We start from the raw sequence: 22332 nt of genomic DNA, 5'->3' as shown, positions 1-22332 counted from the left end.
CCCGCTGCCGTTATCATTAGTAAAACAGTACAGTAAGCACTCGTAGAATTTGCAGTGGAGCACTACCGCATGGACGAGCGTATTCCTTGTAAAAACCCGCAATGCTCACACTTCATCCTGCCAGCAACGGCTGCCCGCACGGAGGGCTATTGTATGCCCTGCGTCCAGGCGCGCTATCGGCAAGTGCAGGAAGAATATATCCGGAAAAACAGAAAAACGATCGACGCGTTCAGTGGCATTACCAACCCTGTTGAAATGCTTAAACTCGTTCATGAACCCCGGGAACACGATCCGTTAATCGAGTGGATTCCCTGCCCCATTCCGACCGATGAGCTTTACAAAAAGCTCTCCGATGATGAAAGCCGCGACATGGTCGATTATGCAGAAGAATTATTTGATTCCGGATGGCAGGAGGAAGCTCAGGAAATTGCGCTGTGCCTGGCGGCATTTACCCAGGCCAATCTGGATAATTTCCTGCGCCAGGTAATAAATGAAGAAGAACTGGAGCTCTCTTCACCCCTACCTTTTCACCGTGCGCCGCCTGACGTACGCGACGCGCTTTTGCAGAAGGTGGAAACCGATGACGAAAACCGTGACGGCATTCTTTGTGCCCTGGCCTGGATTGGCGATGAGGTTGTCGTTGAGCATTTTAACCGCTGGCGCCAGGAACCACCTGCGTGGAGTGCTTCACTTCATATCCTCCCTCATCGCTATGCTCACCAGGCGGGATGGGAGCTCACTGAAAATGGCCGCAGGCGCGATCTTTACTTTACGCAATGTACCCATCTGGTAAAACAGGCACCTGAACAGCCGGCCGTTTTTCGCGCCGTTGCAGAATATGGTGAAAACTGCCCACACTGTTCCCTGCCGCTAATCAATCTGTTTGAGGTTGCGCCGAGCGCCGTCGGCCTAAGCACGCAGGGTTGGCCCGGTCAAATTCGTATTCTGACCTGTCAGTGTTGTACGGCATATAACACCGTTTTCGCCACCGTCGATCCACAAGGCCAGCCGCGATGGTACGAAAAAAATGCGCTCTCGACGCTGGCGGTGGAGAATTCCGCTGACTGGATAACGCTACCGCTTGATGTTCTGCACCCCGGGGAATCCCGTTTGCCGCTATTCGCTGCTGAAATATTTTTACCCACCACCTTCTCACAGCTCGGCGGCCATCCCGCATGGGTTCAGGATACAGACTATCCTACGTGCCCAACGTGCGCGCAAACGATGATGTTTCTTGCGCAGCTAAGCTATGAAGATATCGAGGAAGAGGAATATGCGGAAGGAATGCTTTACGGGTTTATCTGCCCCTCCTGCCAAACAACGGCAACGTCTTATCAGCAAACATAAACGCTCATCCTCATGATCTGATGACAAAACTGTTTTGCACGTTGTGCGCGCGCTTCCCCGGAGGCGGCGCTGGCGCGCCTTGTCCGGGCTACCAACCACAGACAGCAGCGAATCCGTAGGCCCGGTAAGGCGCCAGCTGCCACCGGGCAATTCCCGACACGCGCACGTTATCAGCAACCGGAGAGCCTCCCCATCAATATCAAGCCCATTGCCGCATCCGTTGATGCAGCGTCAACGACGGTTTTTCGGCAAATAATTGCTGATAATCGGTGGCAAATTGCCCCAGATGCCAGAATCCCCACTGCATCGCGGCATCTTTGACCGTGGCGCTCTGCGACCACGGGCTAATCAGTTCCCGGCGTACTGCGTTTAAGCGAATACGTTTCAGCCACGCATTGGGGCCAATGCCCAAAATGGCGTGAAACGCATTTTGCAGCGTGCGACGGCTTACGTGTAGCTGGTTACATAAGTCGAGCACCGTCAGCGGCTCCGACATATTTTCCAGCACATATTCCCGCGCCCGCGACAGTAGCCTACGATATCCCTGATGGCTGATGCTTTCGGCGCTATGAATCGGCTTCGCCTCTTCCAGCATCGTGCCCATCGCCAGCAATAAATTATCACTCAAGACCTTACGCACCGCAGGTTGATGCAGAGTTTCAGGACTCTCGCTGAAGGTGGCCAGCGCCTGCTGCACAAAGCCCCACAGCGCTGCTTTATGCTGCTCTTTTACCTCCAGCGCTAGCTGGTTACGCAGCATATGCAGCACCCTTTCCGGGTTATGCAAAAACGTGGCCTGACGGGAAATAACATCTTCCGAGATAACGACGCCCAGAATGGTGTAATCATCCGGCGTGCTCAGTTCAAACTCGGTGCCTCCCGGTCGGGTGGCAATCTCGGCGCTGCCGAGCCCCTGCGCGCCGATAAATCCCTGTTCGCCGCGCGTCGCCGGAATACCAAACCAGAAAGAGTTTGGCCAAACCAGACACGACTGACGCAGCGCCAGGCCGGTGTATTCACGGAACACCTGAATCTCATCAAGCAGGATTTCCGTGAACTCGCCATGAAATTTACCCGGGTGTAACTGATCGTAGATCTGCTGCCAGGCGGTGATAGTCAGAGCATGTTCATAGACATCCGTCGTCCGTCGCTGATGAACATTGTCCACCTCGACTCTGGGCGTAAGTTTAACGTCTTCGGGTAACGCTTCATGATAAAGATGGTGCAAATTCGCTGTACGGGTCTTTTTCATGATCTTCTATGCCGGACGCCCGCCAGGACGCCCGGCCCTCCGACAGATTAATTTTTGATGCGATAGCGACTACTGCGTTTACGCAACGCTCCGTCAGAAAAGAGTTGTTCCAGCACGTTTCTGGCCTGCTCCAGCGGCCAGCCAAAATGCGCGGCAACCTCTCCCGCCGTCATTCCCTGGCGTACTGATGCCAGCAGCGCCAATAACGCCTCAGCGAACTCAGGCGTTGCGGGTACCTGGGGTGCTTTCTCAGTCGGCGTTGTCGCATGCGCAAACCCGCCAATCAGCCACTGGGTGTCCTCTTCCGGACGACCAATTTCTTTGCGACTAATCACACGGCCTGTGCGCTGCGCGGCAGCGCTTCCGGCATCCAGCGCCGCACGACACGCCGCCAGATCGCCCTCCACCACCAGCGTGAGCCTGCCAGGGTCGAGCACTTGATGACTGAGCAAACGCACGTTGGCCGCTTTCAGCATGGCATCCGCCGCATCGACGGCGGCGACCATTCCGTCCACTTCCAGTAATCCCAGGGCATTGATCATTGGCAGCCTCCGTTACGCACGCTGGACAGGGTTACGGGCGATATCCAGCACGGCGTCGGTAAAGGCGTTGCAGGCGGCTTTACACGCGGCCTGGCTTCCCGTTAAGAACGCGGCCGAATAGTTGGTTTCCGACGGCGGCGGCACGTAAGTCACCAGCTGAACGTCAGCGGATTTCATCGCCGCGTCAATGCCGAATGTCGCTTCCAGCGGCGGCGCCACCAGGTAGGCCATTGGATCGCCCAGCGCGATACCTGCGGTAGACGAGAGGTACGAGCCGGTACGCGAAACCACATGCGCCAGGAATGCGGTATTTTCCGCATCGTTCGCCCACTGGAACGCCGCGCCGTTTTCAATGCTGGCGACCATTGCATCCAGACCGGCGCGCACTTCCGCCGGGTTCGGTCCGCCCAGCATAATCAACACCTCACCAGCGGTAGGCGACGGCCCGTGAGCCGCCCCGGCATAGAGGGAGCGGCCATAGACCACTTCCACCATCGCCTGTTTTGTCGCTTCGTCAGCGGCAATATAGGTCACATCATCAGAATCTGCCGTGATGAGTCCGAGACTACGTATATGTGGCGGTAATTTAAGTTCCCGCGCAAAGCCGTCATTCACGGAGGCAATCACGCGCATGGCAGTCACTGAAGGTCGAATTAAATCTAATGCAGGCATGATGTCTCCTTAACGGGTCATGTTGATGCCGGACGCTTTCTGCTCCAGCATCCGTTTGGCCAAATCCACAATCACGGCGGCGGCTTCTACTGGCGGCGTCCCCCCCTGATGAATGTTTGAAATACAGGTTCTGTCGGCCTCGACGGTGGTCGCCACGCGCGGGGAATAGACCGCGTAGCAGGAAAGGCTTTCCGACTGCCCCAGCCCCGGACGTTCGCCTACCAGCAGGATGACGACCTTCGCGCCGAGAATTTCGCCAATCTGATCTTCAATCTTCACACGGCCATAGCGCACAAAGAACGGCGTGCCGACGTTCAGCCCGGCCTGCTTCAGACCGGCAAGCAACGGCGGCAGGATCTCTTCATAGTTGGCGGTGATCGCATCCGTAGAGAGGCCATCGGAGACCACTACCTGCACATCCGGGTTCATCACGCACTGTGACTTCAGCGCGTCAATGGCTTCCGGGCTCAGGCGACGCCCCATATCCGGGCGCGTCAGGTACAGGTTTTTGTCGCTGATCTCCGAACGCACTTCCAGCAGCCCTTGCGCTTTTACCCACTCTTCCGGCACTTCTTTGAGCACGGTATCTTTCGAACGGGAGTGATCCGCCAGGAAGCGCAACAGCGCCTGGGTGCGCGGACGCGGCCCGGCACGCCCCGTACAGACGCGTGCCGCAGTACTGCGACGCAGTTCGGTCAGCACGTCCGCACGATGTGGGTTCTCGACGCCAATCCAGGCTTTTGCCTCCGCGGAACCTAAATCCAGCGCGCAGCTTTCGGTCACCGTCGGCGCGGCGCACTGCGGCTTTGCGCCTTCCTGCGTTGACGGCGCGGCGGGCTGCGGTACGTCCTGTCCCATTGACGCCATCACGCTACGTACAATTTCTTCAATCTGTTTTTGATCCATGGTGTTATCCCCGCGTCATCAGAAGAACAGTGACGGATCGCCCGCCCGTTTGGTCAGACGACCGTTTGCCATAATGCCCATCGTTTCCAGCCAGCGTTCAAACTCCGGCGACGGCCGTAAATTCAGCAACTGACGGACGGTGGCGGTATCGTGGAAAGCGGTGGTCTGGTAGTTGAGCATGATGTCGTCGCCGAGCGGCATCCCCATGATGTAGTTACAGCCGGCAGTGGCGAGCAGAATCATCAGGTTTTCGTTAAGGTTCTGGTCGGCGTCGGCATGGTTGGTATAGCAGCAGTCGCAGCCCATCGAGATGCCGCTCAGCTTGCCCATAAAGTGATCTTCGAGACCGGCGCGGATAATCTGCCTGTCGTTGTAGAGATACTCCGGCCCGATAAAGCCCACCACGGTGTTCACCAGGAACGGATCGTAGTGGCGCGCCAGCCCGTAGTTACGCGCTTCCATCGTCACCTGGTCGGCACCAAAGTTCGCGCCTGCGGAGAGCGCAGACCCTTGCCCGGTTTCAAAGTACAGGCAGTTTTCCCCGGCGATGCGGTTGAACTCCGCCCCCACAGCCCGCGCTTCGTCGAGCATGGCCAGCTCGACGCCGAACTCTTTTAAGCCCTTCTCGCTGCCGCAAATGCTCTGGAAAATCAGTCCGCCCGGCGCGCCGCGACGAATCGCTTCGATCTGGGTGGTGACGTGCGCCAGCACGCAGCCCTGGGTCGGAATATTGAATTTATCGATAACGCCGTAAACGGTGTCGAGCACGCGGGTCAGGTTCTCCACGTCATCGGTCACCGGGTTAACGCCGATCACCGCATCGCCTGCGCCGAAAGAAAGCCCTTCGTAGATTTGCGCGGCGATACTCTGTACATCGTCACGGGTATCGTTCGGCTGCAAACGGCAGCTAAAGGTGCCCGGAATACCGATGGTGGTATTGGCTTTTTTGATCACCGGCATTTTCTTGCCGCCGTAGATCAGGTCAGCGTTGGAGCAGATTTTCGCTACTGCCGCCACCACTTCGGAGGTCAGGCCTTTGCGGGTAAACGCGATGTCGTCCACGGAGGTTTCATCGCTCAGCACGTATTCACGCAGTTCGCTGATGCTCCAGTTTTTAATCCGGTTATAGGCCGTTTCGTTGACGTCGTCCTGAATCAGGCGCGTCACGCAGTCCTCTTCATAGGCAATCACCGGATTGTTGCGGATATCCGCCACCGTCATTTCCGACAGTACCTGTTTTGCCGCTACGCGCTCCTGCGAACTTGCCGCGGCAACCCCGGCCAGCACATCCCCCGAACGCAGTTCGTTGGCTTTAGCCAGTACCTCTTTTACATCCTTAAACTGATAAACATTGCCGAACAATGTGGTCTTTAGTTTCATAAGTCGTTCCCTCAGGAAGGAAATGCGAGTGATTTCACCGTCACCGGCACAACCGATCCGCCAAAAAGAGGCGTACCAATGTCGATATAGTCTCCCGCCCGCACGACCACCTCATCGATGACCGCCAGCGGAAGTTGCGGTAACTGTGGGCGCAATAACATGCCCAGCGCTTTACCAAAATCCTGCTCGGCCACCACCAGCAGGGGATGTGGATTGGGATAACGCGCGACAAAAGCCGTCAGCGCGTTGATGACCGTGAGTAATGCGGCGTAACGCACCGGAAGCGTGGCGGGAAGCGCCAGCACGTAAGCGTCGGTTTGCGGGTCGAGATCAAGCTGGAGAAGCGCCTGCCGCCAGGCGTTCACCAGATCGGCGTCATCCTGCGGGATCGCCACCGGCAGGTTGCGCAGCGGCAGTTGGACGTCTTCCAGCCAGATAGTACTGCCGGAAAGCGAGAGCGTATGGGCCCCCGCGCCAATCACCGTGGCGCGCACGGTTTGCGCCGGAAACTGCACGTTCATCTCGCGCAGACGCGGGTGCTCATGCAGCGCGGTCGCCAGCAGCGGCCCGATATCAGAAAAGCAGAACGGATCGGCAGGTTGGTTGCGGTAGCATTCACCTACCCCACCGGAAAGGGTGATCACCTCTGGCGTAATATCGGCGGGCAGCAGCCCGGTTTGCATCAGCGATTGCGCCAGCGGCGAGAGCGCGCCAGTGATAACCTCGACGATGAGATCCGCCATCCGCCGCGCCACCTGTCCCAACTGTGCGGCAGCTAAGGCGCGAGCATCAGTACCCGAACCGAACACCTCATCGATAATCATCTGCCCCGGCTGATGGGCATAAACCACGCGCCCCTGAGCATCGGTTTCCAGCAGGCGACCACCGACGTTAAGGCAGGCGGTGCCGCTGACTTTTCCCGCGTCAAACAGCGCGTAGTTAGACGTGCCGCCGCCGATATCAATATTCAGCACCCGGCACATCCGCTGCTCAGACAAGCTTTGCGCTCCGGCGCCGTGACCGGCAATGACCGATTCCAGATGCGGCCCGGCGCTGGCGACCACAAAGTCGCCCAGCGACTGCGAGAGCGCCATGACCGCCGGACGGGCGTTGCGGGTTTTGGCGCTTTCGCCGGTGATAATGATAGCCCCTGAGTCCACCGATTCAGGCGCGATGCCTGCGGCCTGATACTGGGCCAGAATCAGCGCTTTAAGTTCTACCTCTTTCAGACCGCCCTGCTTATCCACGGGCGTAAAGAAGACCGGGCTTTGCCAGCTAATGTCGCGTTTGATGAATTCGTAGCGCGGCACCTGCGACACCGCCGCACGGTTAACCAACTCCAGGCGCGAGAAGATCACCTGCGTGGTGGTGGTGCCGATATCGATACCGACGCTCAGTAGCTGGCGAGTGTTCACGATTGCGCCTCCGCTTCGGTTTTCACCTGGGCGGCGTCATCTTTCGGCACCAGCATCATCGCCACGCCAATCGCCGTCACGCCGCCGATCAGCTTGCCGACAATCATCGGGAAGATCATGGCGTTCATGTTGGCAGCGGCGAAGCCTAAATGGTCGCCCAGCGCGAACGCCGCAGAGACGGCAAATGCGCAGTTAATCACTTTGCCGCGGGTATCCATCTGCTTCATCATGCCGAACATGGGGATATTGTTCGCCAGGGTCGCCACCATGCCTGCCGCCGCAATATTATTGACGTTCAGCAGTTTACCGACATTCATCAACGGTTTTTCAAACCAGCGGGTCAGTAACAGCACCATCGGATACGCGCCAAGCAGCACGCAGGAGATAGAGCCGATCACTTCAATGGCGCGCATCACTTCGCCGGGTTTGTCGCCTGGCGCCATAAAGATCGGGTCGAGTCCCGGAATCAACTCCCAACCCAACAGGAATTTAACCACCGCAGCTGCCAGACCGATGGTGATCAGCGCTACCAGAAATTTGGCGAAGATCTGGAAACCGTTGATCATTTTTTCCGGGATGAACTTCAGCCCCAGCGCTACCAGCACCGCGACGATCAATACCGGGATCATGTTCATCAGGATCAGCGCGAAGGTAAACTCCACTGGCTGACCATTGATCTGCACACCTGAGTACATGGCGATCAGTCCCCCCGCAATGCAGCCAATGGGAATGGTGACGATACCCGCCAGTACGCCAAGCGCCAGGTAGCGGCGGTCAGACGGTTCGATAATGCCGAGCGCCACCGGAATGGAGAACACAATGGTCGGCCCCATCATCGACCCAAGTATTAACCCTGAGTATAGCCACGCCGCGACATCACCGCCGGCCAGCTCTTTGGCGAGGAAGAATCCGCCCATATCACAGGCCAGCAGCGTACCCGCGAACATGGATGGGTTCGCGCCCAGCATTTCGTATACCGGGATAATAACCGGCCCCAGTACATGCGCCAGCACCGGCGCCAGCGCGGTCATACCGACCATCGCCAGCCCCAGCGCGCCCATCGCCATAAAGCCCTCTTCAAACTGGCCGCCAGACCCCTCGATACTCTTGCCGAATTTACCGAGGAAGCGCGCCGACCCGCCGAACTGCGACAGGATTCTGTCCACGGCGGCAATCAGCATAAAGAACATCATGATGTACATGATGATTTCGTTAATTCCCATAGCCCCTACTCCCTGTCATTTTTGATTTGTAAACCGGATAAGACGTTTACGTCGCCTCCGGCATTAACGCCGTGTTATTGCCGGATGGCGGTGCGAGCACCTTATCCGGCCTACAGGCATTACCCGGCAGCCGCGTACAGGTCGATAATCTGTGCCTGTGTGGCGGTGCGTGGGTTACTGCGCAGACAAATATCCTCCAGCGCGGCTTGCGCCCACGCGCTGTAGTGTTCGGGTTTGGCGCCAGCGTCAGCCAGCCGTTTGCTCTGTCCCACTTCGGCAATCAGCTCGCACACCGCCGCAATCGCATCGCGATCGTCCGATTTCTTATTGGTTAACGCCCGACCTATTTGACTGAAGCGCTCGCGGCAAACCATCCGGTTAAAGCCCATGACTGTTGGCAGCAGCATGGCGTTGGCCTGGCCGTGCGGAATATGCAGCGCCGCCCCAGGCTGGTGCGCCATCGCATGACACAGCCCCAGACCGGCGCTGGAAAAGGCCATTCCCGCCATACAGGAGGCCAGCAACATATTTTCACGCGCCGCCAGATCGTGGCCGTAACCCACGGCTTTCGGCAGCGATTTGCCAATCATCGCTATCGCGCCAATCGCCAGGCTGTCGGTAAACGGCGTGGCGTTGAGCGCGCTGTAGGCCTCAATCGCATGCGTCAACGCATCGATACCGGTCATCGCCGTCACGTTTGGCGGAACGCCTTCGGTCACGGCAGCATCAAGAATCGCCACGTCCGGCATTAGTGACGCGTGCGCCAGCACCTGCTTGCGCCCGCTGACCGCGTCGATAATCACCGTTACGTTGGTGGTTTCAGAACCGGTTCCGGCGGTGGTCGGCACCGCAATCAGCGGCAGACGCGGGCGTAATGTACTGTGCTCGGTCATGGCGCTCAGCGTCTGGTCAGGGTTAGTCACCAGCAGGGCGACCGCTTTCGCCGCGTCCAGCACCGAACCGCCGCCAAAGGCCACTACGCCGTCGCACGCCGCCTCACGCAGTTGCGCCACCGCCGCGCAGACATCGGTGATGCACGGCTCGCCAGGCGGACACGGCCAGACCGTCATCGCCACGCCCTTCATCGCCAGGCTGCGTGCCAGCGGCGCGGTCATTCCCGCCTGATGCAGGAAGCTGTCGACCATCACAAACAGATGGCTTACGCCTCGCGCTTGCGCTTCCTGTCCACAGGCGCCGAGCGCCCCAAGTCCGCACAGCGTGACCGGCGGTACGCTGAACGTTTTCACCCGTTGCAGATTCAGGGTGTCGAATGCCTGAAACAGCGCCGTCTGTAGTTCAGCTTGCATAGAGTCCCTCCGCTTTCGCTCTCCCGCTGTTGGCTATCGCCAGCGGGGTCATAAACAGGCTGTGCTGCGGCAAATGCACCTGTAACTCCGGGAAACGCTGGCGAAATAACGCCTCCACGCCCGGCTGCATACAGGAGCCGCCCGCCAGCCATAAATCAGCAATTCCTTGCCCTTCAATGTGGCGAGCAACGATTTCCGCCATCTTTTCGTACACCGGCTTCACTACCGGCCAAATCTCCTGCGCATTGCTGCGCTTGTACTGTTCCGCCTCTTCCAGGGGAATACGGCGGTTGCCCGCCAGCGTCAGGGAGATATGGTGCCCGCCAGTGGCTTCATCGGCGGAGTAAGTCACCTTGCCCTGTTTGACGATGGCAATGCCGGTAGTGCCGCCGCCAATATCCACCACGCCTGCATTATCAAGCGCCAGCAGATCCGCTACCGCCGTCGGTTCATCCAGTACATGGCTGACTTCTAACCCGGCAGACTCCAGCACGTTGATCGAAATACGCGGGTCGGTGCCTGGCGGAAACGAGGTCGCCGCGTGGGTAAAGCGGCAGCCGAGCTGCTGTTCAAGGGTGTCGAGATGGCGGCGCACGAGGGTGACGGCGCCGAAGAAATCCCAGACGATGCCGTCACGCACAACGTCGGCCCAGTCAAGGCATACCGCCACCGGCTGGGCGTTGCCGTCGACCACCATCGACACCACGTCGCAGGTGCCCAAATCGACGCCCAGCCACAGCGGTGTATCGCTGGCGGCGGGCGTCTGGTTACACAGGGCCGCCGCTTTTTGCAGTCTTGGGGTGAGCCAGAGTTGTTCGTCGTGCGCCATGAGTCATCCCTTATACAATGCGAAACGCATCCACCAGCACGCATCGACGCAGCCGCACAAAGGTACGCGCGCTGGTCACCCCTTCGCCGGTTGGCGTAGTGATAGTCATGGTGGTCCAGCCTTCTCCGCCCAATCCAAGCCCGGCAATGCACGGCCCGTTTTTGACGAAAATGCTGGTGTCGATGGCGTTCGCCATCTGGTTCATGTTGTCGATATTGCGCGAGTGCATCGCCGCCGTATGGTGGCAACCGCCTTCAAGCTGAACCGCCAGGGCGATGGCTTCTTCGACGTTGGCGACCCGCACCACCGGCAGTACCGGCATCATCATTTCAGTAACGGCAAACGGATGGTTGGCGGGCGTTTCCACAAACAGCAGGCGCGTTTGATCCGGGACGTTCAGGCCGATGGCTGCGGCGATCTTGCCCGCGTCACGACCGACCCAGTCACGGCTGACGGTGCCTTTGCCGCGTTCATCGATATTCTTCAGCAGCACCGGCTGGAGCTGTTCGGCCTGAGCGGCGGTCAGTTTCACCGCGTGCTGACCTTCCATCAGACGCATCAGCTCGTCGGCGACGCTATCCACCACAATCAGCACTTTTTCGTCGGCACAGATGATGTTGTTATCAAACGACGCGCCTTTGACGATGGATTGTGCAGCGCGCGGCAGGTCGGCGGTCTCATCCACCACCACCGGGGGATTGCCGGCACCGGCGGCGATCAGGCGTTTATTAGTATGTTTACGCGCCGCGTCCACCACCGCTTCGCCGCCAGTCACCACCAGCAGGCCAATACCGGGATATTTGAACAACCGCTGGGCGGTTTCGATATCCGGGTTCGCCACGGTGACCAGCAAATTTTCCGGACCACCGGCGGCGACCACCGCCTGATTGAGGAGAGTGATTGCCCGCTGAGAGACCTTTTTCGCCGCCGGATGCGGGGCAAACACGACGCTGTTGCCTGCGGCAATCAGGCTGATGGCGTTATTAATCACCGTCGCCGCCGGATTGGTGGACGGCGTGACCGAGGCCACCACGCCCCACGGTGCATTTTCAATCAGCGTCAGGCCGTTATCGCCGGTCAGCACCTGCGGAGATAAACACTCGACGCCCGGCGTGCCGCGCGCCTGCGCCACGTTTTTGGCAAATTTATCGTCAACGCGTCCCATGCCGGTTTCGCTGACGGCAAGTTCCGCTAATTCTCGGGCGTGTTTTTCGCCCGCTTCGCGAATGGCATGAATGGCAAGCTGGCGCATCGCCACGCTCTTCAGCCCCTGCTGGGCCCGTTTTGCTGCCGCCACTGCGTCATCCAGGGAGGCAAAAACGCCCATCTCATGAACAGTACTGGCCGGCTGGCTGCTGTCTTTCATTTTCAGCAGTACCGCTTTCACCACCTGTTCAATATCCTGTTGATTCATGATGTTCAATCCTATTTATGGAAAACCACTTTCCCGCCAGCCACCACTTCATCGACGATGCCAATGACGCACAGATCGACCGGTGATAATTCGCTGCGATGCGCCTGGCGTGCGGAACTGCCGCTGACCAGCAGTACCCACTCTCCGGTTCCCGCCCCGATACTGTCGATAGCGACGGCACACTGCCCGTCGGGGTTGCCCTGGGCATCGATCATTTCCACCATCAGCAATTTGTCATGCGCCAGTCCCTGATGGCGGACGGTACATACGATTTGTCCTGTGACGACTGCCAGTTTCATATCCGCCTCCATGGATTGCCCGTTGGGTCGTAGGCCTTGAATCTGCGCACCATCAGGCAATGGCGCGCATTCATGCCGGATGGCGACGCTGCGCGTCTTATCCGGCCTACCATCAAATGTTGCTGTCGCCTTTGAAGCTGATCGGGAACACTTCTTCCAGATCGCCGTGCGGGCGTGGAATCACGTGTACGGAGACCAACTCGCCAATGCGCTGCGCCGCAGCGGCGCCAGCATCGGTTGCGGCTTTGCACGCCGCCACATCGCCACGCACCATGGCAGTACACAGGCCACCGCCAATCTGCTTCACGCCGACCAGCTTCACGCGCGCGGCTTTTACCATCGCATCGGAGGCCTCAATCAGCGCAACCAGGCCCCGGGTTTCAATCATTCCTAATGCTTCCATCGTGTTTTCCTCTCATTAAAGGGGTCCAGAACGGGACCGTTCATTCAACCAGTGTGTGTAAGCTGCGTTCGCGGCTCACGTCAGCCTGGCGCGGCACGGCTGCCACCAACGCCAGTTCGATAATTTCCTGCACGCTACAGCCTCGGGAGAGGTCGTGAAGCGGCGCGGCAAGCCCCTGAATTAGCGGCCCAACAGCGCGATAGCCTCCCAGACGCTGAGTGATTTTGTAGCCAATATTGCCCGCCTCCAGCGACGGGAAAATCATCACGTTGGCGCGGCCTTGCAGCGGGCTGTCAGGCGCTTTTTGCGCGGCGACCTCCGGCACGAAAGCGGCGTCAAACTGCAATTCACCGTCCACAAGCAGTTGCGGCGCACGTTCGCGAACGAGCTCTGTCGCCTGCTGCACGTTGGCAACATTGGGGTGACGGGCGCTGCCGTTGCTTGAAAATGACAGCATCGCCACGCGCGGCTCTTCGCCGGTAATGGCCCGCCAGGTGTCGGCGCTGGCGAGAGCGATATCCGCCAGCTGCGCCGCCGTCGGCTGCGGCACTACGCTGCAATCGGCGAACCCTAATGCCGGACCGGCATACTGCGGCAGCATCAGGAAAATAGACGACAATGTTTTGCACCCGGGTTGCAGGCCAATCACCCGCAGCCCTGCGCGCAGCACGTTCGCCGTTGACGACAGGTTGCCTGCGATACACACATCAGCCTCACCGGCGCTCACCATGGCGGCAGCGAACATCAGCGGATCGCTAAGCTTTTCCACTGCGTCCGGCGGCGTTTTTTCTCCGGCACGGGCAAGCCAGCGTTGCGCAAAACGCTGGCGCATACTCAGGTTGCTGTGTGGGTCGATGACCTGAATGCCATCCATCGCCATACGATGACTCAGGGCAAACTGACGCAGCGCAAACGGACTGGCGACCAGAACGGGGCGAGCCAGACCGTACTGTTGCAGGTAATGCGCCGCTTTCAGCACGCGTTCGTCCAGCGCATCAGGAAAGACGACTCTGGCGGGGGCGCGTACCGCCAGTTCGCGGGCGCGTTCAATGATCATGGCTTCTCTCCCAACCGTTGTTGAATTTGGGCGACCGTCAGCGGATGTTTCGCCACGCTCAAAATCATCATCACGTAAACCGTACTGGAGAGACGGTTCAGCGCCTGTAAAATGTCCGGGCGCAAGACCTCAAAACTACGGGTAATAAACACTTGTGCGGCGAGGGTTTCTGTTTCGCGGACTTTGGTTCGCAGCAGATTAAGCAGCGCCGCATCGCGACCGTGGCTGGCCTCCGGCACCAGGTGATCGTGGTCGAGGTAGCGCAGCGGCTGGTGGGAAAGGCGATGCAGCTCATCCTCGTTCAGTCCGACGATAGACTGCGCCGCCAGCGGTTCATCTATAGCGTCGGCGCGCATAATGTTGCCCAGCCGCGAGCGGATATCGAAAAGCCACGGCTGCCAGGGTTCCGCCAGTTCGATTTGTAGCCACACGGTCAGCGCGATGGCGCTGTCGAGCGCGGCGCGAAAGCCGAGGCGCGGGTCGCTTTTGGCGACCATTTTGTCCGCCGTCAGATGGGTCAGCGTATCGGGCTTTTTCACCACCGGCTGGCGGCACAGTTCACAGCAGGCCTGTGGGTGCGTATCGCTACTGGTTAAGCCATGTACCGGCTGCGGCTGCTGTTCGTCATCATCGACAAACAGCCGGCCTTGCGGATCCAGAAACTTAATGCGCAGACGGCGACTTTCCAGCAGTTCCCGGGCCGAGGGCGTCAGTCGTGCGTCAGCGGGCAGATGGATCTCCGATCCTTCGCTGAGCGTATGATTCGCTCTGAGCCACGTTTCGGTGATGAAATCGTTCATACGGATTGCCAGTTTGCAGGCCAGGCGACGTACAGAAAGCGCACGGACGTTGGCGTGCCAAATTCAATGCTGGAGCCTTTAGGGATGAACATCACATCTCCGGCTTTGGCAATCATGGTTTCGCCTTCATGGCGTACGTGCAGTTCGCCTTCCAGCACCATGTCGATTTCGTCGTAGTTCAGCGTCCACGGGAAAAAGGCGTTGTCCCACTGCATAAACCCGGCGGCCATGCTGCTACCATCCTGCTCTGTAACCAGATCGGTTAAGCCGACGCAGTGCGGTTCGGCGCCGTCGAAGCGGCCAAATTTCACGCTGCTGCCGTCAATGACTTTCACGCCGCCTTTACCCGTGACGGAGGTAAAGCTCGGCTGCATCGTCCCCAGTTCCAGCGACTGCTTTTCCTTCAGCACTTTTTCCATCAACTGCGCCACCAGGCTTTCAGTAAACTGCCCTTCCGGGAGCTGCGCGATGATGGCTTCCCGAATGCGCTGGCTTTCGCTTTTACACGCCTGCGCCGATGTGGATGCCGGAACGGACTCGTCGCATTCGGTAATCGTGAAGCCCAGTAGTTCCGCCACTTCGCGAGCCTCCGGGGTAATAATGCTGGCGCGCAGCACTACCGACATCGCCTGTTCGCCGCGGGCGTGGGCCGCACGAATATCGTTAGCTGTGATAAGTTTTTTCACCTGCCTCTTCCTCCTGTTCACTGAGAGCCGCCAGATAATCCACCAACTGCCGCACGCTTTGCGGGTCGTGGCCGTTGAGCTCGAAAATCGGCTCCCGGAATCCAATCTCGCAAAGCAACTGCCGCGTAGCGGCGACGTCGGCATCCGGCATGTCCGTTTTGCTGATAACGGCGATATGTCGTTTACGGGTTCCAACATCCAATAACCCGGCAGGTAAGCGACTTTCTTTATCGTTTGCCGCGTGGACATAAATCAGCGTGTCCACATCCTGCAACGTGGTAATTAAGGCGTGATACCAACGGGGATGGCTAAAATATTCACCCGGCGTATCGATATCGCCATGATCATTAAATTCCACGGCCTGCGTTTTTCTGGCGAGGGAATAATTTCCCCGTAACGCGTTAAAAAGCGTTGTTTTTCCGGCACCGACCGCGCCGACAAAAGCAATACGTTTCATTACCGCCACCAATTAACTTTTTGTTAACTCACACAGGGTAAAGTTTAATAATCGCCCCAGCCCGCTGACCGTCTGTAATAGCGCTTCTTCTACTGCGCCGACGGTGCCATAAATCACCAGCGCGCCGCTAAATCTATCGAGAAAACCGATGTGTACATCCGCAGCCTTCATCGCTAAATCGCCAGCGATCATCGCCGTTTCCCCCGGCGTTAAAGTCATAATGCCAATCGCGCCAGCATCGGGAACGCCGATCTTTTTCGCCAGTTCTTCACCAGGGTGCGCAATGAGATGCGCCAGCGTGACCTGTTTGCCCGGCACAAATTCCTGAATAATGCGTTCTTTATTCATTGCTCACCGTCTCCACTGAAACTGCCGTCATCGTGGCAATTTTTTGTCGGAGTAAATAACAAAATTCGGCAAGGTGATGTAAAAGGTGAGGTAGATCACTAAGAGAAAGAAAATAAAAGTGACTTCTGTCGAAGGTGTTAACGATAAATATCGTGGTGCATCACATTTTCAGGCGTCATTCTGAATTTAAGCCTGTTCCGCAATAAATACTCACCGACTATTCTTTGTATTACTACCATTGATAAAAATAATGCGTATCACTCGATTTGTGCATAGTACAGATTCAGTGAAATAAGTAGGGGTAAGCGCAACAGGTTCCAGAATATCCCCACCCGAGCCTTTCATGCCATGGCGAAGCCCAGCGGCGCATAAAAAAAGCGCAGGAGAACCTGCGCCAGAAGAGAGAGTAATGCGTTATTAAAGCGGCGTGGTTTGCGCTTCAACTACCGCTAACGCCACCATATTCACGATACGGCGTACAGAGGCGATCGGCGTTAATACATGTACCGGTTTAGACACGCCCATCAGGACCGGGCCGACCGTGACGCCTTCGGAACTGGAGACGCGGAGTAAGTTGTAACTAATGCGAGCGGCTTCCATATTCGGCATCACCAGAATATTGGCGGCTCCCTTCAGCGGGCTATCCGGCATCCGGTCATTACGAATACTTTCCACCAACGCCGCATCACCGTGCATCTCACCGTCAATCATCAGATCGGGCGCTCGTTCGCGTACCCGCTCAAGGGTTTCGCGCATTTTGCTGGCGGACAGCGAATTTGAGGAACCAAAGTTAGAGTGCGACAACAGCGCGACTTTCGGCTCAATACCAAAGCGGCGAACGGTTTCCGCCGCCATTACGGCGATCTCCGCCAACTGTTCCGGCGTGGGATCTTCGTTAACATAAGTATCGGCGATAAAAGTGTTGCCGCTTGGCAGCAGTAAGGCGTTCATCGCCCCTGCCGTATGCACGCCGTCACGGTAGCCAAAGACGGCTTTCACGACGCTGAAATGCTCATGGTAGTCGCCGATGGTGCCGCAGATCATCGCATCCGCTTCCCCACGCTGCACCATGATCGCGCCAATGGCCGTATGGTTGCCGATCATCGCACGCTGCGCCTGTTCCTGAGTTATCCCGCGACGCTTCATGATCTGGTAATACTCGCTCCAGTACTCTTTGAAGCGCGGATCGGATTCATTATTCACGATCTCGAAATCAACGCCCGCTTTGATCTGTAGCCCCAGTTTCTGGATACGCATTTCGATCACGCTCGGACGTCCGATCAGGATGGGCTTCGCCAGTCCCAGGGTTATCAACTCCTGGGTTGCGTGCAGCACGCGCGCCTCTTCCCCTTCCGGCAGCACTACGCGCTTCGGATCTTTGCGTGCCTGCGAGAAGATCGGCTTCATGAACAGGTTGGTTTTGTAGACAAACTCGGTCAGTTTATCGATATAGGCATCAAAGTCAGCAATCGGGCGCGTCGCCACGCCGGAATCCATTGCCGCTTTCGCGACCGCCGGAGCGATTTTGACAATTAGACGCGGGTCAAACGGTTTCGGAATAATGTATTCCGGCCCAAAGCTCAGGTCCTGATCGCCATAGGCCGAGGCCACCACTTCGCTCTGTTCGGCGTGCGCCAGCTCGGCAATCGCACGGACCGCCGCCAGTTTCATCTCTTCGTTGATCGCCGTCGCGCCGACGTCCAGTGCGCCGCGGAAGATAAACGGGAAGCACAATACGTTGTTCACCTGGTTCGGATAGTCGGAACGACCGGTACAGATGATGGCGTCCGGACGCACTTCTTTCGCCAGCGGCGGCAGAATTTCCGGTTCCGGGTTGGCCAGCGCCAGAATCATTGGCGCGCGGGCCATTTTCTTCACCATCTCCTGAGTCAGCACTTTCGGGCCTGAACAGCCGAGGAAAATATCCGCGCCGTCAATGACCTCATCCAGCGTGCGCTTGCCGCTGTCGTCTACCGCATAGGCCGCTTTGGTCTCCGCCATATTCGGCTCACGGCCTTTGTAAATAACGCCCTTAGAGTCGCACACCACGATGTTGTGCTTTTGCATCCCCAACGCGACCAGCAGGTTCATACAAGCGATTGCCGCCGCCCCTGCGCCGGAGACGACCATCCGTACGTCGGAAATATTTTTCTCTACGACTCGCAGACCATTAAGAATGGCGGCCGTACTGATGATCGCCGTTCCGTGCTGATCGTCATGGAAAACCGGGATGTTCATGCGCTCGCGCAGTTTCTGTTCAATATAGAAACATTCCGGCGCTTTAATGTCTTCGAGGTTAATGCCGCCAAAGGTCGGCTCCAGCGCTGCGACCACATTGATAAATTTGTCCGGATCAAGCTCATCGACTTCAATGTCAAACACATCGATGCCGGCGAATTTTTTAAACAGAACGCCTTTGCCTTCCATGACCGGCTTGCCGGCCAGCGCGCCAATGTTGCCTAACCCCAGTACCGCTGTACCGTTGGAAATGACCGCGACAAGGTTGCCGCGCGCGGTGTATTTGTAGGCTGCCAGCGGATCTTTTTCGATTTCCAGGCAGGGCGCCGCCACGCCTGGCGAGTAAGCCAACGCCAGATCGCGTTGGGTGGCAAGGGGCTTAGTCGGAGAAACCTGAATTTTACCGGGTACCGGAAATTCGTGGAAATCAAGGGCGCTTTGTTTTAACTGCTCATCCATCTTGTTGTTCCTTTCACGTATCGTTCAAAAAGTGACGCGGCCTGGTGCGCCGCACATTATCACCGTACTGCGCAACACAAACTTTGAAGGTCTGCAAACTATCACGACGCAGCGCAAGAGTTTGTTATCAACTTATAACGGTCATGTTACCTGCTTATACCAGCAATACCATGCCTGTCTGCTATGCTTTTTGGTTATGTAGTGTATCAATCTTTCAGAAGTGTGAATCAACACACTCATCTAACACTTTACTTTTCAAGGAGTATTTCCTATGAACCAGCTAGACGGCATCAAACAATTCACTACCGTCGTCGCCGATAGCGGCGACATCGAGTCCATCCGCCACTACCAGCCGCAGGATGCCACGACAAATCCCTCTTTACTGTTAAAAGCCGCCGGGCTTGAGCAGTATGGTCATTTGATTGAGGATGCGATTGCCTGGGGGAAAAAACACGGCGGTACGCAGGAACAGCAGGTTGCGGCAGCCAGCGATAAACTGGCGGTTAATTTTGGCGCGGAAATACTGAAAAGTATTCCCGGTCGCGTCTCCACTGAAGTCGACGCGCGGTTATCGTTCGATAAAGAAAAAAGTATCGAGAAAGCGCGCCATCTGGTGGATCTCTACCAGCAGCAGGGTGTTGATAAATCACGCATTCTGATCAAGCTCGCCGCGACCTGGGAAGGTATCCGCGCCGCCGGGCAGCTCGAAAAAGAGGGTATTAATTGCAACCTGACGTTGTTGTTCTCTTTTGCCCAGGCGCGCGCCTGCGCCGAAGCGGGCGTCTATTTGATCTCTCCGTTCGTGGGCCGAATTTACGACTGGTATCAGGCGCGTAGTCCGCTGGAGCCGTATGTCGTGGAGGAAGATCCCGGCGTGAAATCGGTACGCAATATCTACGATTACTTTAAACAGCATCGCTATGAAACCATCGTGATGGGGGCAAGTTTCCGCCGTACTGAGCAAATCCTCGCGCTAACCGGCTGCGATCGACTGACTATCTCCCCTAACCTGCTTAAAGAGCTGAAAGAAAAAGAAGAACCGGTGATCCGTAAACTGGTGCCTTCCTCGCAGATGTTCCACCGTCCTACGCCAATGACGGAAGCGGAGTTCCGCTGGGAACATAATCAGGACGCGATGGCCGTAGAGAAGCTGTCGGAAGGTATCCGTCTTTTTGCCGTTGACCAGCGCAAACTGGAAGACCTGCTTGCCGCCAAACTATAAACCTTGCATGGAGTGATTTATGTCCCGTAAAGACCTTGCCAATGCGATTCGTGCGCTGAGCATGGATGCCGTTCAAAAAGCCAATTCCGGGCACCCCGGCGCGCCGATGGGGATGGCGGATATCGCTGAAGTGCTATGGAACGATTTTCTTAAACATAACCCCACCGATCCGACCTGGTATGACCGTGATCGTTTTATCCTTTCCAACGGTCACGCCTCCATGCTGCTCTATAGTCTGCTGCATTTAACCGGGTATGACCTGCCGCTGGAGGAGTTAAAAAACTTCCGTCAACTGCACTCTAAAACGCCAGGTCACCCGGAGATTGGCTATACGCCCGGCGTTGAAACCACCACCGGACCGCTGGGCCAGGGGCTGGCGAATGCCGTCGGGCTGGCGATTGCCGAGCGTACGTTAGGCGCACAGTTCAACCGGCCGGACCATGAGATTGTCGACCACTACACCTATGTCTTTATGGGCGACGGCTGTCTGATGGAGGGGATCTCGCATGAGGTGTGTTCGCTGGCTGGTACGCTGGGACTGGGCAAACTGATCGGCTTTTACGATCACAACGGCATCTCCATTGATGGCGAAACCGAAGGCTGGTTTACCGACGATACCGCCAAACGTTTTGAAGCCTACCACTGGCATGTCGTACATGACATTGACGGGCACGATCCGGAGGCGGTGAAAAAAGCCATTCTCGAAGCCCAGAGCGTAAAAGATAAACCTTCGCTAATTATCTGTCGGACGGTGATAGGTTTTGGCTCGCCGAATAAAGCCGGGAAGGAGGAGTCGCACGGCGCGGCGCTGGGCGAAGAAGAGGTGGCGCTGACCCGCCAGAAGCTGGGATGGCATCATCCGGCGTTTGAGATCCCAAAAGAAATTTACCGCGCGTGGGATGGCCGTGAAAAAGGCGAGAAAGCGCAGCAGCAGTGGCAGGAAAAGTTTGCTGCTTATGAGAAGGCTTATCCTGAGCTGGCCGCGGAGTTTACCCGCCGGATGAGCGGCGGACTGCCGGAGGCATGGGAATCCGCCACGCAAAAATTTATTAACGACTTGCAGGCTAATCCGGCCAAAATCGCCACCCGTAAAGCATCGCAAAATACGCTCAATGCCTACGGTCCCCTGTTGCCGGAACTGTTGGGCGGATCGGCGGATCTGGCGCCGAGCAACCTGACTATCTGGAAAGGTTCGACCTCGTTGAAAGAGGATCCGGCAGGTAATTATATCCACTATGGCGTGCGCGAATTCGGCATGACCGCCATTGCTAACGGCATCGCCCACCACGGCGGCTTTGTACCGTATACCGCCACGTTTCTGATGTTTGTCGAATATGCGCGTAACGCGGCGCGTATGGCGGCCTTAATGAAAGCCCGGCAGATTATGGTCTATACCCACGACTCCATCGGTTTGGGCGAAGATGGCCCGACGCACCAGGCCGTGGAACAACTGGCGAGCCTGCGCTTAACGCCTAACTTCAGCACCTGGCGTCCCTGCGATCAGGTTGAGGCGGCAGTCGGCTGGAAGCTGGCCATTGAACGTCAGCACGGGCCGACGGCGCTGATTCTCTCGCGGCAGAATCTGGCGCAGGTGGAACGCACGCCGGAACAGGTGAAAGCGATTGCCCGCGGCGGTTATATTCTGAAAGATAGCGGCGGCAAGCCGGATATCATTCTGATCGCTACCGGATCGGAAATGGAAATTACCCTACAGGCGGCGGAAAAATTGACTGGCGAGGGGCATAACGTTCGCGTGGTGTCGTTGCCTTCAACGGATATTTTCGATGCGCAGGACGAGGCATATCGCGAATCAGTGCTACCGGCACACGTAACCGCCCGCGTCGCGGTGGAGGCCGGTATAGCCGACTACTGGTATAAATATGTTGGCCTAAAAGGCGCAATTATCGGCATGACGGGATACGGTGAATCCGCTCCGGCTGACAAACTGTTCCCGTATTTTGGCTTTACCGTGGAAAATATTGTAGAAAAAGCCCGCCGGGTGCTAAACATCAAAGGCTAAGGCGAGCGTTAGCAACACAGACTTTGCACAGTCTGCAGACCTGTTCTGTAGGCTGT

21 protein-coding genes are annotated in these 22332 nt (G+C 57.3%); 3 read left to right on the top strand and 18 right to left on the bottom strand.

The window, feature by feature from the left end; genetic code table 11:
- Window positions 1-69 precede the first annotated feature (69 nt).
- Window positions 70-1347, top strand: coding sequence for a DUF1963 domain-containing protein (locus QEN31_RS06785; protein ID WP_000344439.1), 1278 nt, complete (start codon window positions 70-72; stop codon window positions 1345-1347).
- Window positions 1348-1546: 199 nt separating this feature from the next.
- On the opposite strand, the gene eutR is transcribed toward QEN31_RS06785, so the two are convergent.
- From eutR to maeB, 18 genes are all read right to left on the bottom strand, one after another.
- Entirely contained in the window at window positions 1547-2599 is a 1053-nt protein-coding gene (gene eutR / locus QEN31_RS06780) for an HTH-type transcriptional regulator EutR (protein ID WP_000753665.1), read from the bottom strand.
- A 47-nt stretch (window positions 2600-2646) separates the two neighbouring features.
- Window positions 2647-3141 carry an ethanolamine utilization microcompartment protein EutK gene (gene eutK / locus QEN31_RS06775; protein ID WP_099949628.1) on the bottom strand — a complete coding sequence of 165 codons (495 nt, stop codon included), beginning with the start codon at window positions 3139-3141 and terminating at the stop codon, window positions 2647-2649.
- Between the two features lie 12 nt (window positions 3142-3153).
- Window positions 3154-3813: an ethanolamine utilization microcompartment protein EutL gene (eutL, locus tag QEN31_RS06770; protein ID WP_001111056.1), complete on the bottom strand. Its 660-nt coding sequence runs from the start codon at window positions 3811-3813 to the stop codon at window positions 3154-3156.
- Window positions 3814-3822: 9 nt separating this feature from the next.
- A complete protein-coding gene (gene eutC, locus QEN31_RS06765) occupies window positions 3823-4719 on the bottom strand; it encodes an ethanolamine ammonia-lyase subunit EutC (protein WP_000372335.1) in 897 nt (298 codons plus the stop codon).
- A gap of 18 nt (window positions 4720-4737) precedes the next feature.
- A complete protein-coding gene (eutB, locus tag QEN31_RS06760; RefSeq protein ID WP_000769990.1) occupies window positions 4738-6099 on the bottom strand; it encodes an ethanolamine ammonia-lyase subunit alpha in 1362 nt (453 codons plus the stop codon).
- A gap of 11 nt (window positions 6100-6110) precedes the next feature.
- Window positions 6111-7514 (bottom strand): ethanolamine ammonia-lyase reactivating factor EutA, encoded by a 1404-nt coding sequence (eutA, locus tag QEN31_RS06755; protein ID WP_001097535.1) that lies wholly within the window; start codon window positions 7512-7514, stop codon window positions 6111-6113.
- Complete coding sequence (gene eutH, locus QEN31_RS06750) at window positions 7511-8737, bottom strand: ethanolamine utilization protein EutH (RefSeq protein WP_000512359.1); 1227 nt, start codon at window positions 8735-8737, stop codon at window positions 7511-7513. Before eutH ends, eutA begins: the two co-directional genes overlap by 4 nt.
- 119 nt (window positions 8738-8856) lie before the next feature.
- Entirely contained in the window at window positions 8857-10044 is a 1188-nt protein-coding gene (gene eutG / locus QEN31_RS06745; protein ID WP_001147500.1) for an ethanolamine utilization ethanol dehydrogenase EutG, read from the bottom strand.
- The gene (gene eutJ / locus QEN31_RS06740) at window positions 10034-10873 is read right to left on the bottom strand and encodes an ethanolamine utilization protein EutJ (protein ID WP_000929675.1); all 840 of its coding nucleotides are present in this window, start codon (window positions 10871-10873) and stop codon (window positions 10034-10036) included. Before eutJ ends, eutG begins: the two co-directional genes overlap by 11 nt.
- A 10-nt stretch (window positions 10874-10883) precedes the next feature.
- Window positions 10884-12287, bottom strand: a complete 1404-nt coding sequence (locus tag QEN31_RS06735) for an aldehyde dehydrogenase family protein (RefSeq protein ID WP_001075640.1) — start codon at window positions 12285-12287, stop codon at window positions 10884-10886.
- 11 nt (window positions 12288-12298) lie between these two features.
- On the bottom strand, window positions 12299-12586 hold the full coding sequence (gene eutN / locus QEN31_RS06730) for an ethanolamine utilization microcompartment protein EutN (protein ID WP_001522340.1): 288 nt from the start codon (window positions 12584-12586) through the stop codon (window positions 12299-12301).
- Between the two features lie 112 nt (window positions 12587-12698).
- Window positions 12699-12989 carry an ethanolamine utilization microcompartment protein EutM gene (gene eutM, locus QEN31_RS06725; protein WP_000387716.1) on the bottom strand — a complete coding sequence of 97 codons (291 nt, stop codon included), beginning with the start codon at window positions 12987-12989 and terminating at the stop codon, window positions 12699-12701.
- A gap of 40 nt (window positions 12990-13029) precedes the next feature.
- Complete coding sequence (gene pta, locus QEN31_RS06720; RefSeq protein ID WP_000582931.1) at window positions 13030-14046, bottom strand: phosphate acetyltransferase; 1017 nt, start codon at window positions 14044-14046, stop codon at window positions 13030-13032.
- The gene (eutT, locus tag QEN31_RS06715; RefSeq protein ID WP_000997656.1) at window positions 14043-14846 is read right to left on the bottom strand and encodes an ethanolamine utilization cob(I)yrinic acid a,c-diamide adenosyltransferase EutT; all 804 of its coding nucleotides are present in this window, start codon (window positions 14844-14846) and stop codon (window positions 14043-14045) included. Before eutT ends, pta begins: the two co-directional genes overlap by 4 nt.
- A complete protein-coding gene (eutQ, locus tag QEN31_RS06710; RefSeq protein ID WP_000733867.1) occupies window positions 14843-15532 on the bottom strand; it encodes an ethanolamine utilization acetate kinase EutQ in 690 nt (229 codons plus the stop codon). The genes eutT and eutQ overlap by 4 nt, the downstream gene beginning before the upstream one ends.
- Window positions 15510-15989 carry an ethanolamine utilization acetate kinase EutP gene (eutP, locus tag QEN31_RS06705; protein ID WP_000820751.1) on the bottom strand — a complete coding sequence of 160 codons (480 nt, stop codon included), beginning with the start codon at window positions 15987-15989 and terminating at the stop codon, window positions 15510-15512. Before eutP ends, eutQ begins: the two co-directional genes overlap by 23 nt.
- Before the next feature lie 12 nt (window positions 15990-16001).
- Complete coding sequence (eutS, locus tag QEN31_RS06700; RefSeq protein ID WP_001031445.1) at window positions 16002-16337, bottom strand: ethanolamine utilization microcompartment protein EutS; 336 nt, start codon at window positions 16335-16337, stop codon at window positions 16002-16004.
- A gap of 417 nt (window positions 16338-16754) precedes the next feature.
- Window positions 16755-19034 carry an NADP-dependent oxaloacetate-decarboxylating malate dehydrogenase gene (maeB, locus tag QEN31_RS06695; protein ID WP_000344297.1) on the bottom strand — a complete coding sequence of 760 codons (2280 nt, stop codon included), beginning with the start codon at window positions 19032-19034 and terminating at the stop codon, window positions 16755-16757.
- Window positions 19035-19305: 271 nt separating this feature from the next.
- On the opposite strand from maeB, the gene tal reads away from it, so the two are divergent.
- Both tal and tkt read left to right on the top strand, forming a co-directional pair.
- Window positions 19306-20256: a transaldolase gene (gene tal, locus QEN31_RS06690; RefSeq protein ID WP_001072448.1), complete on the top strand. Its 951-nt coding sequence runs from the start codon at window positions 19306-19308 to the stop codon at window positions 20254-20256.
- 19 nt (window positions 20257-20275) lie between these two features.
- A complete protein-coding gene (gene tkt / locus QEN31_RS06685) occupies window positions 20276-22276 on the top strand; it encodes a transketolase (RefSeq protein ID WP_000087326.1) in 2001 nt (666 codons plus the stop codon).
- Window positions 22277-22332 lie beyond the last annotated feature (56 nt).

The organism is Salmonella sp. SA15303 (genome assembly GCF_029962125.1).
GTDB classification, from domain to species: domain Bacteria; phylum Pseudomonadota; class Gammaproteobacteria; order Enterobacterales; family Enterobacteriaceae; genus Salmonella; species Salmonella enterica.
The sequence above is the reverse complement of the archived record's forward strand: the minus strand, read 5'-3'. Positions and strand labels throughout refer to the sequence as shown.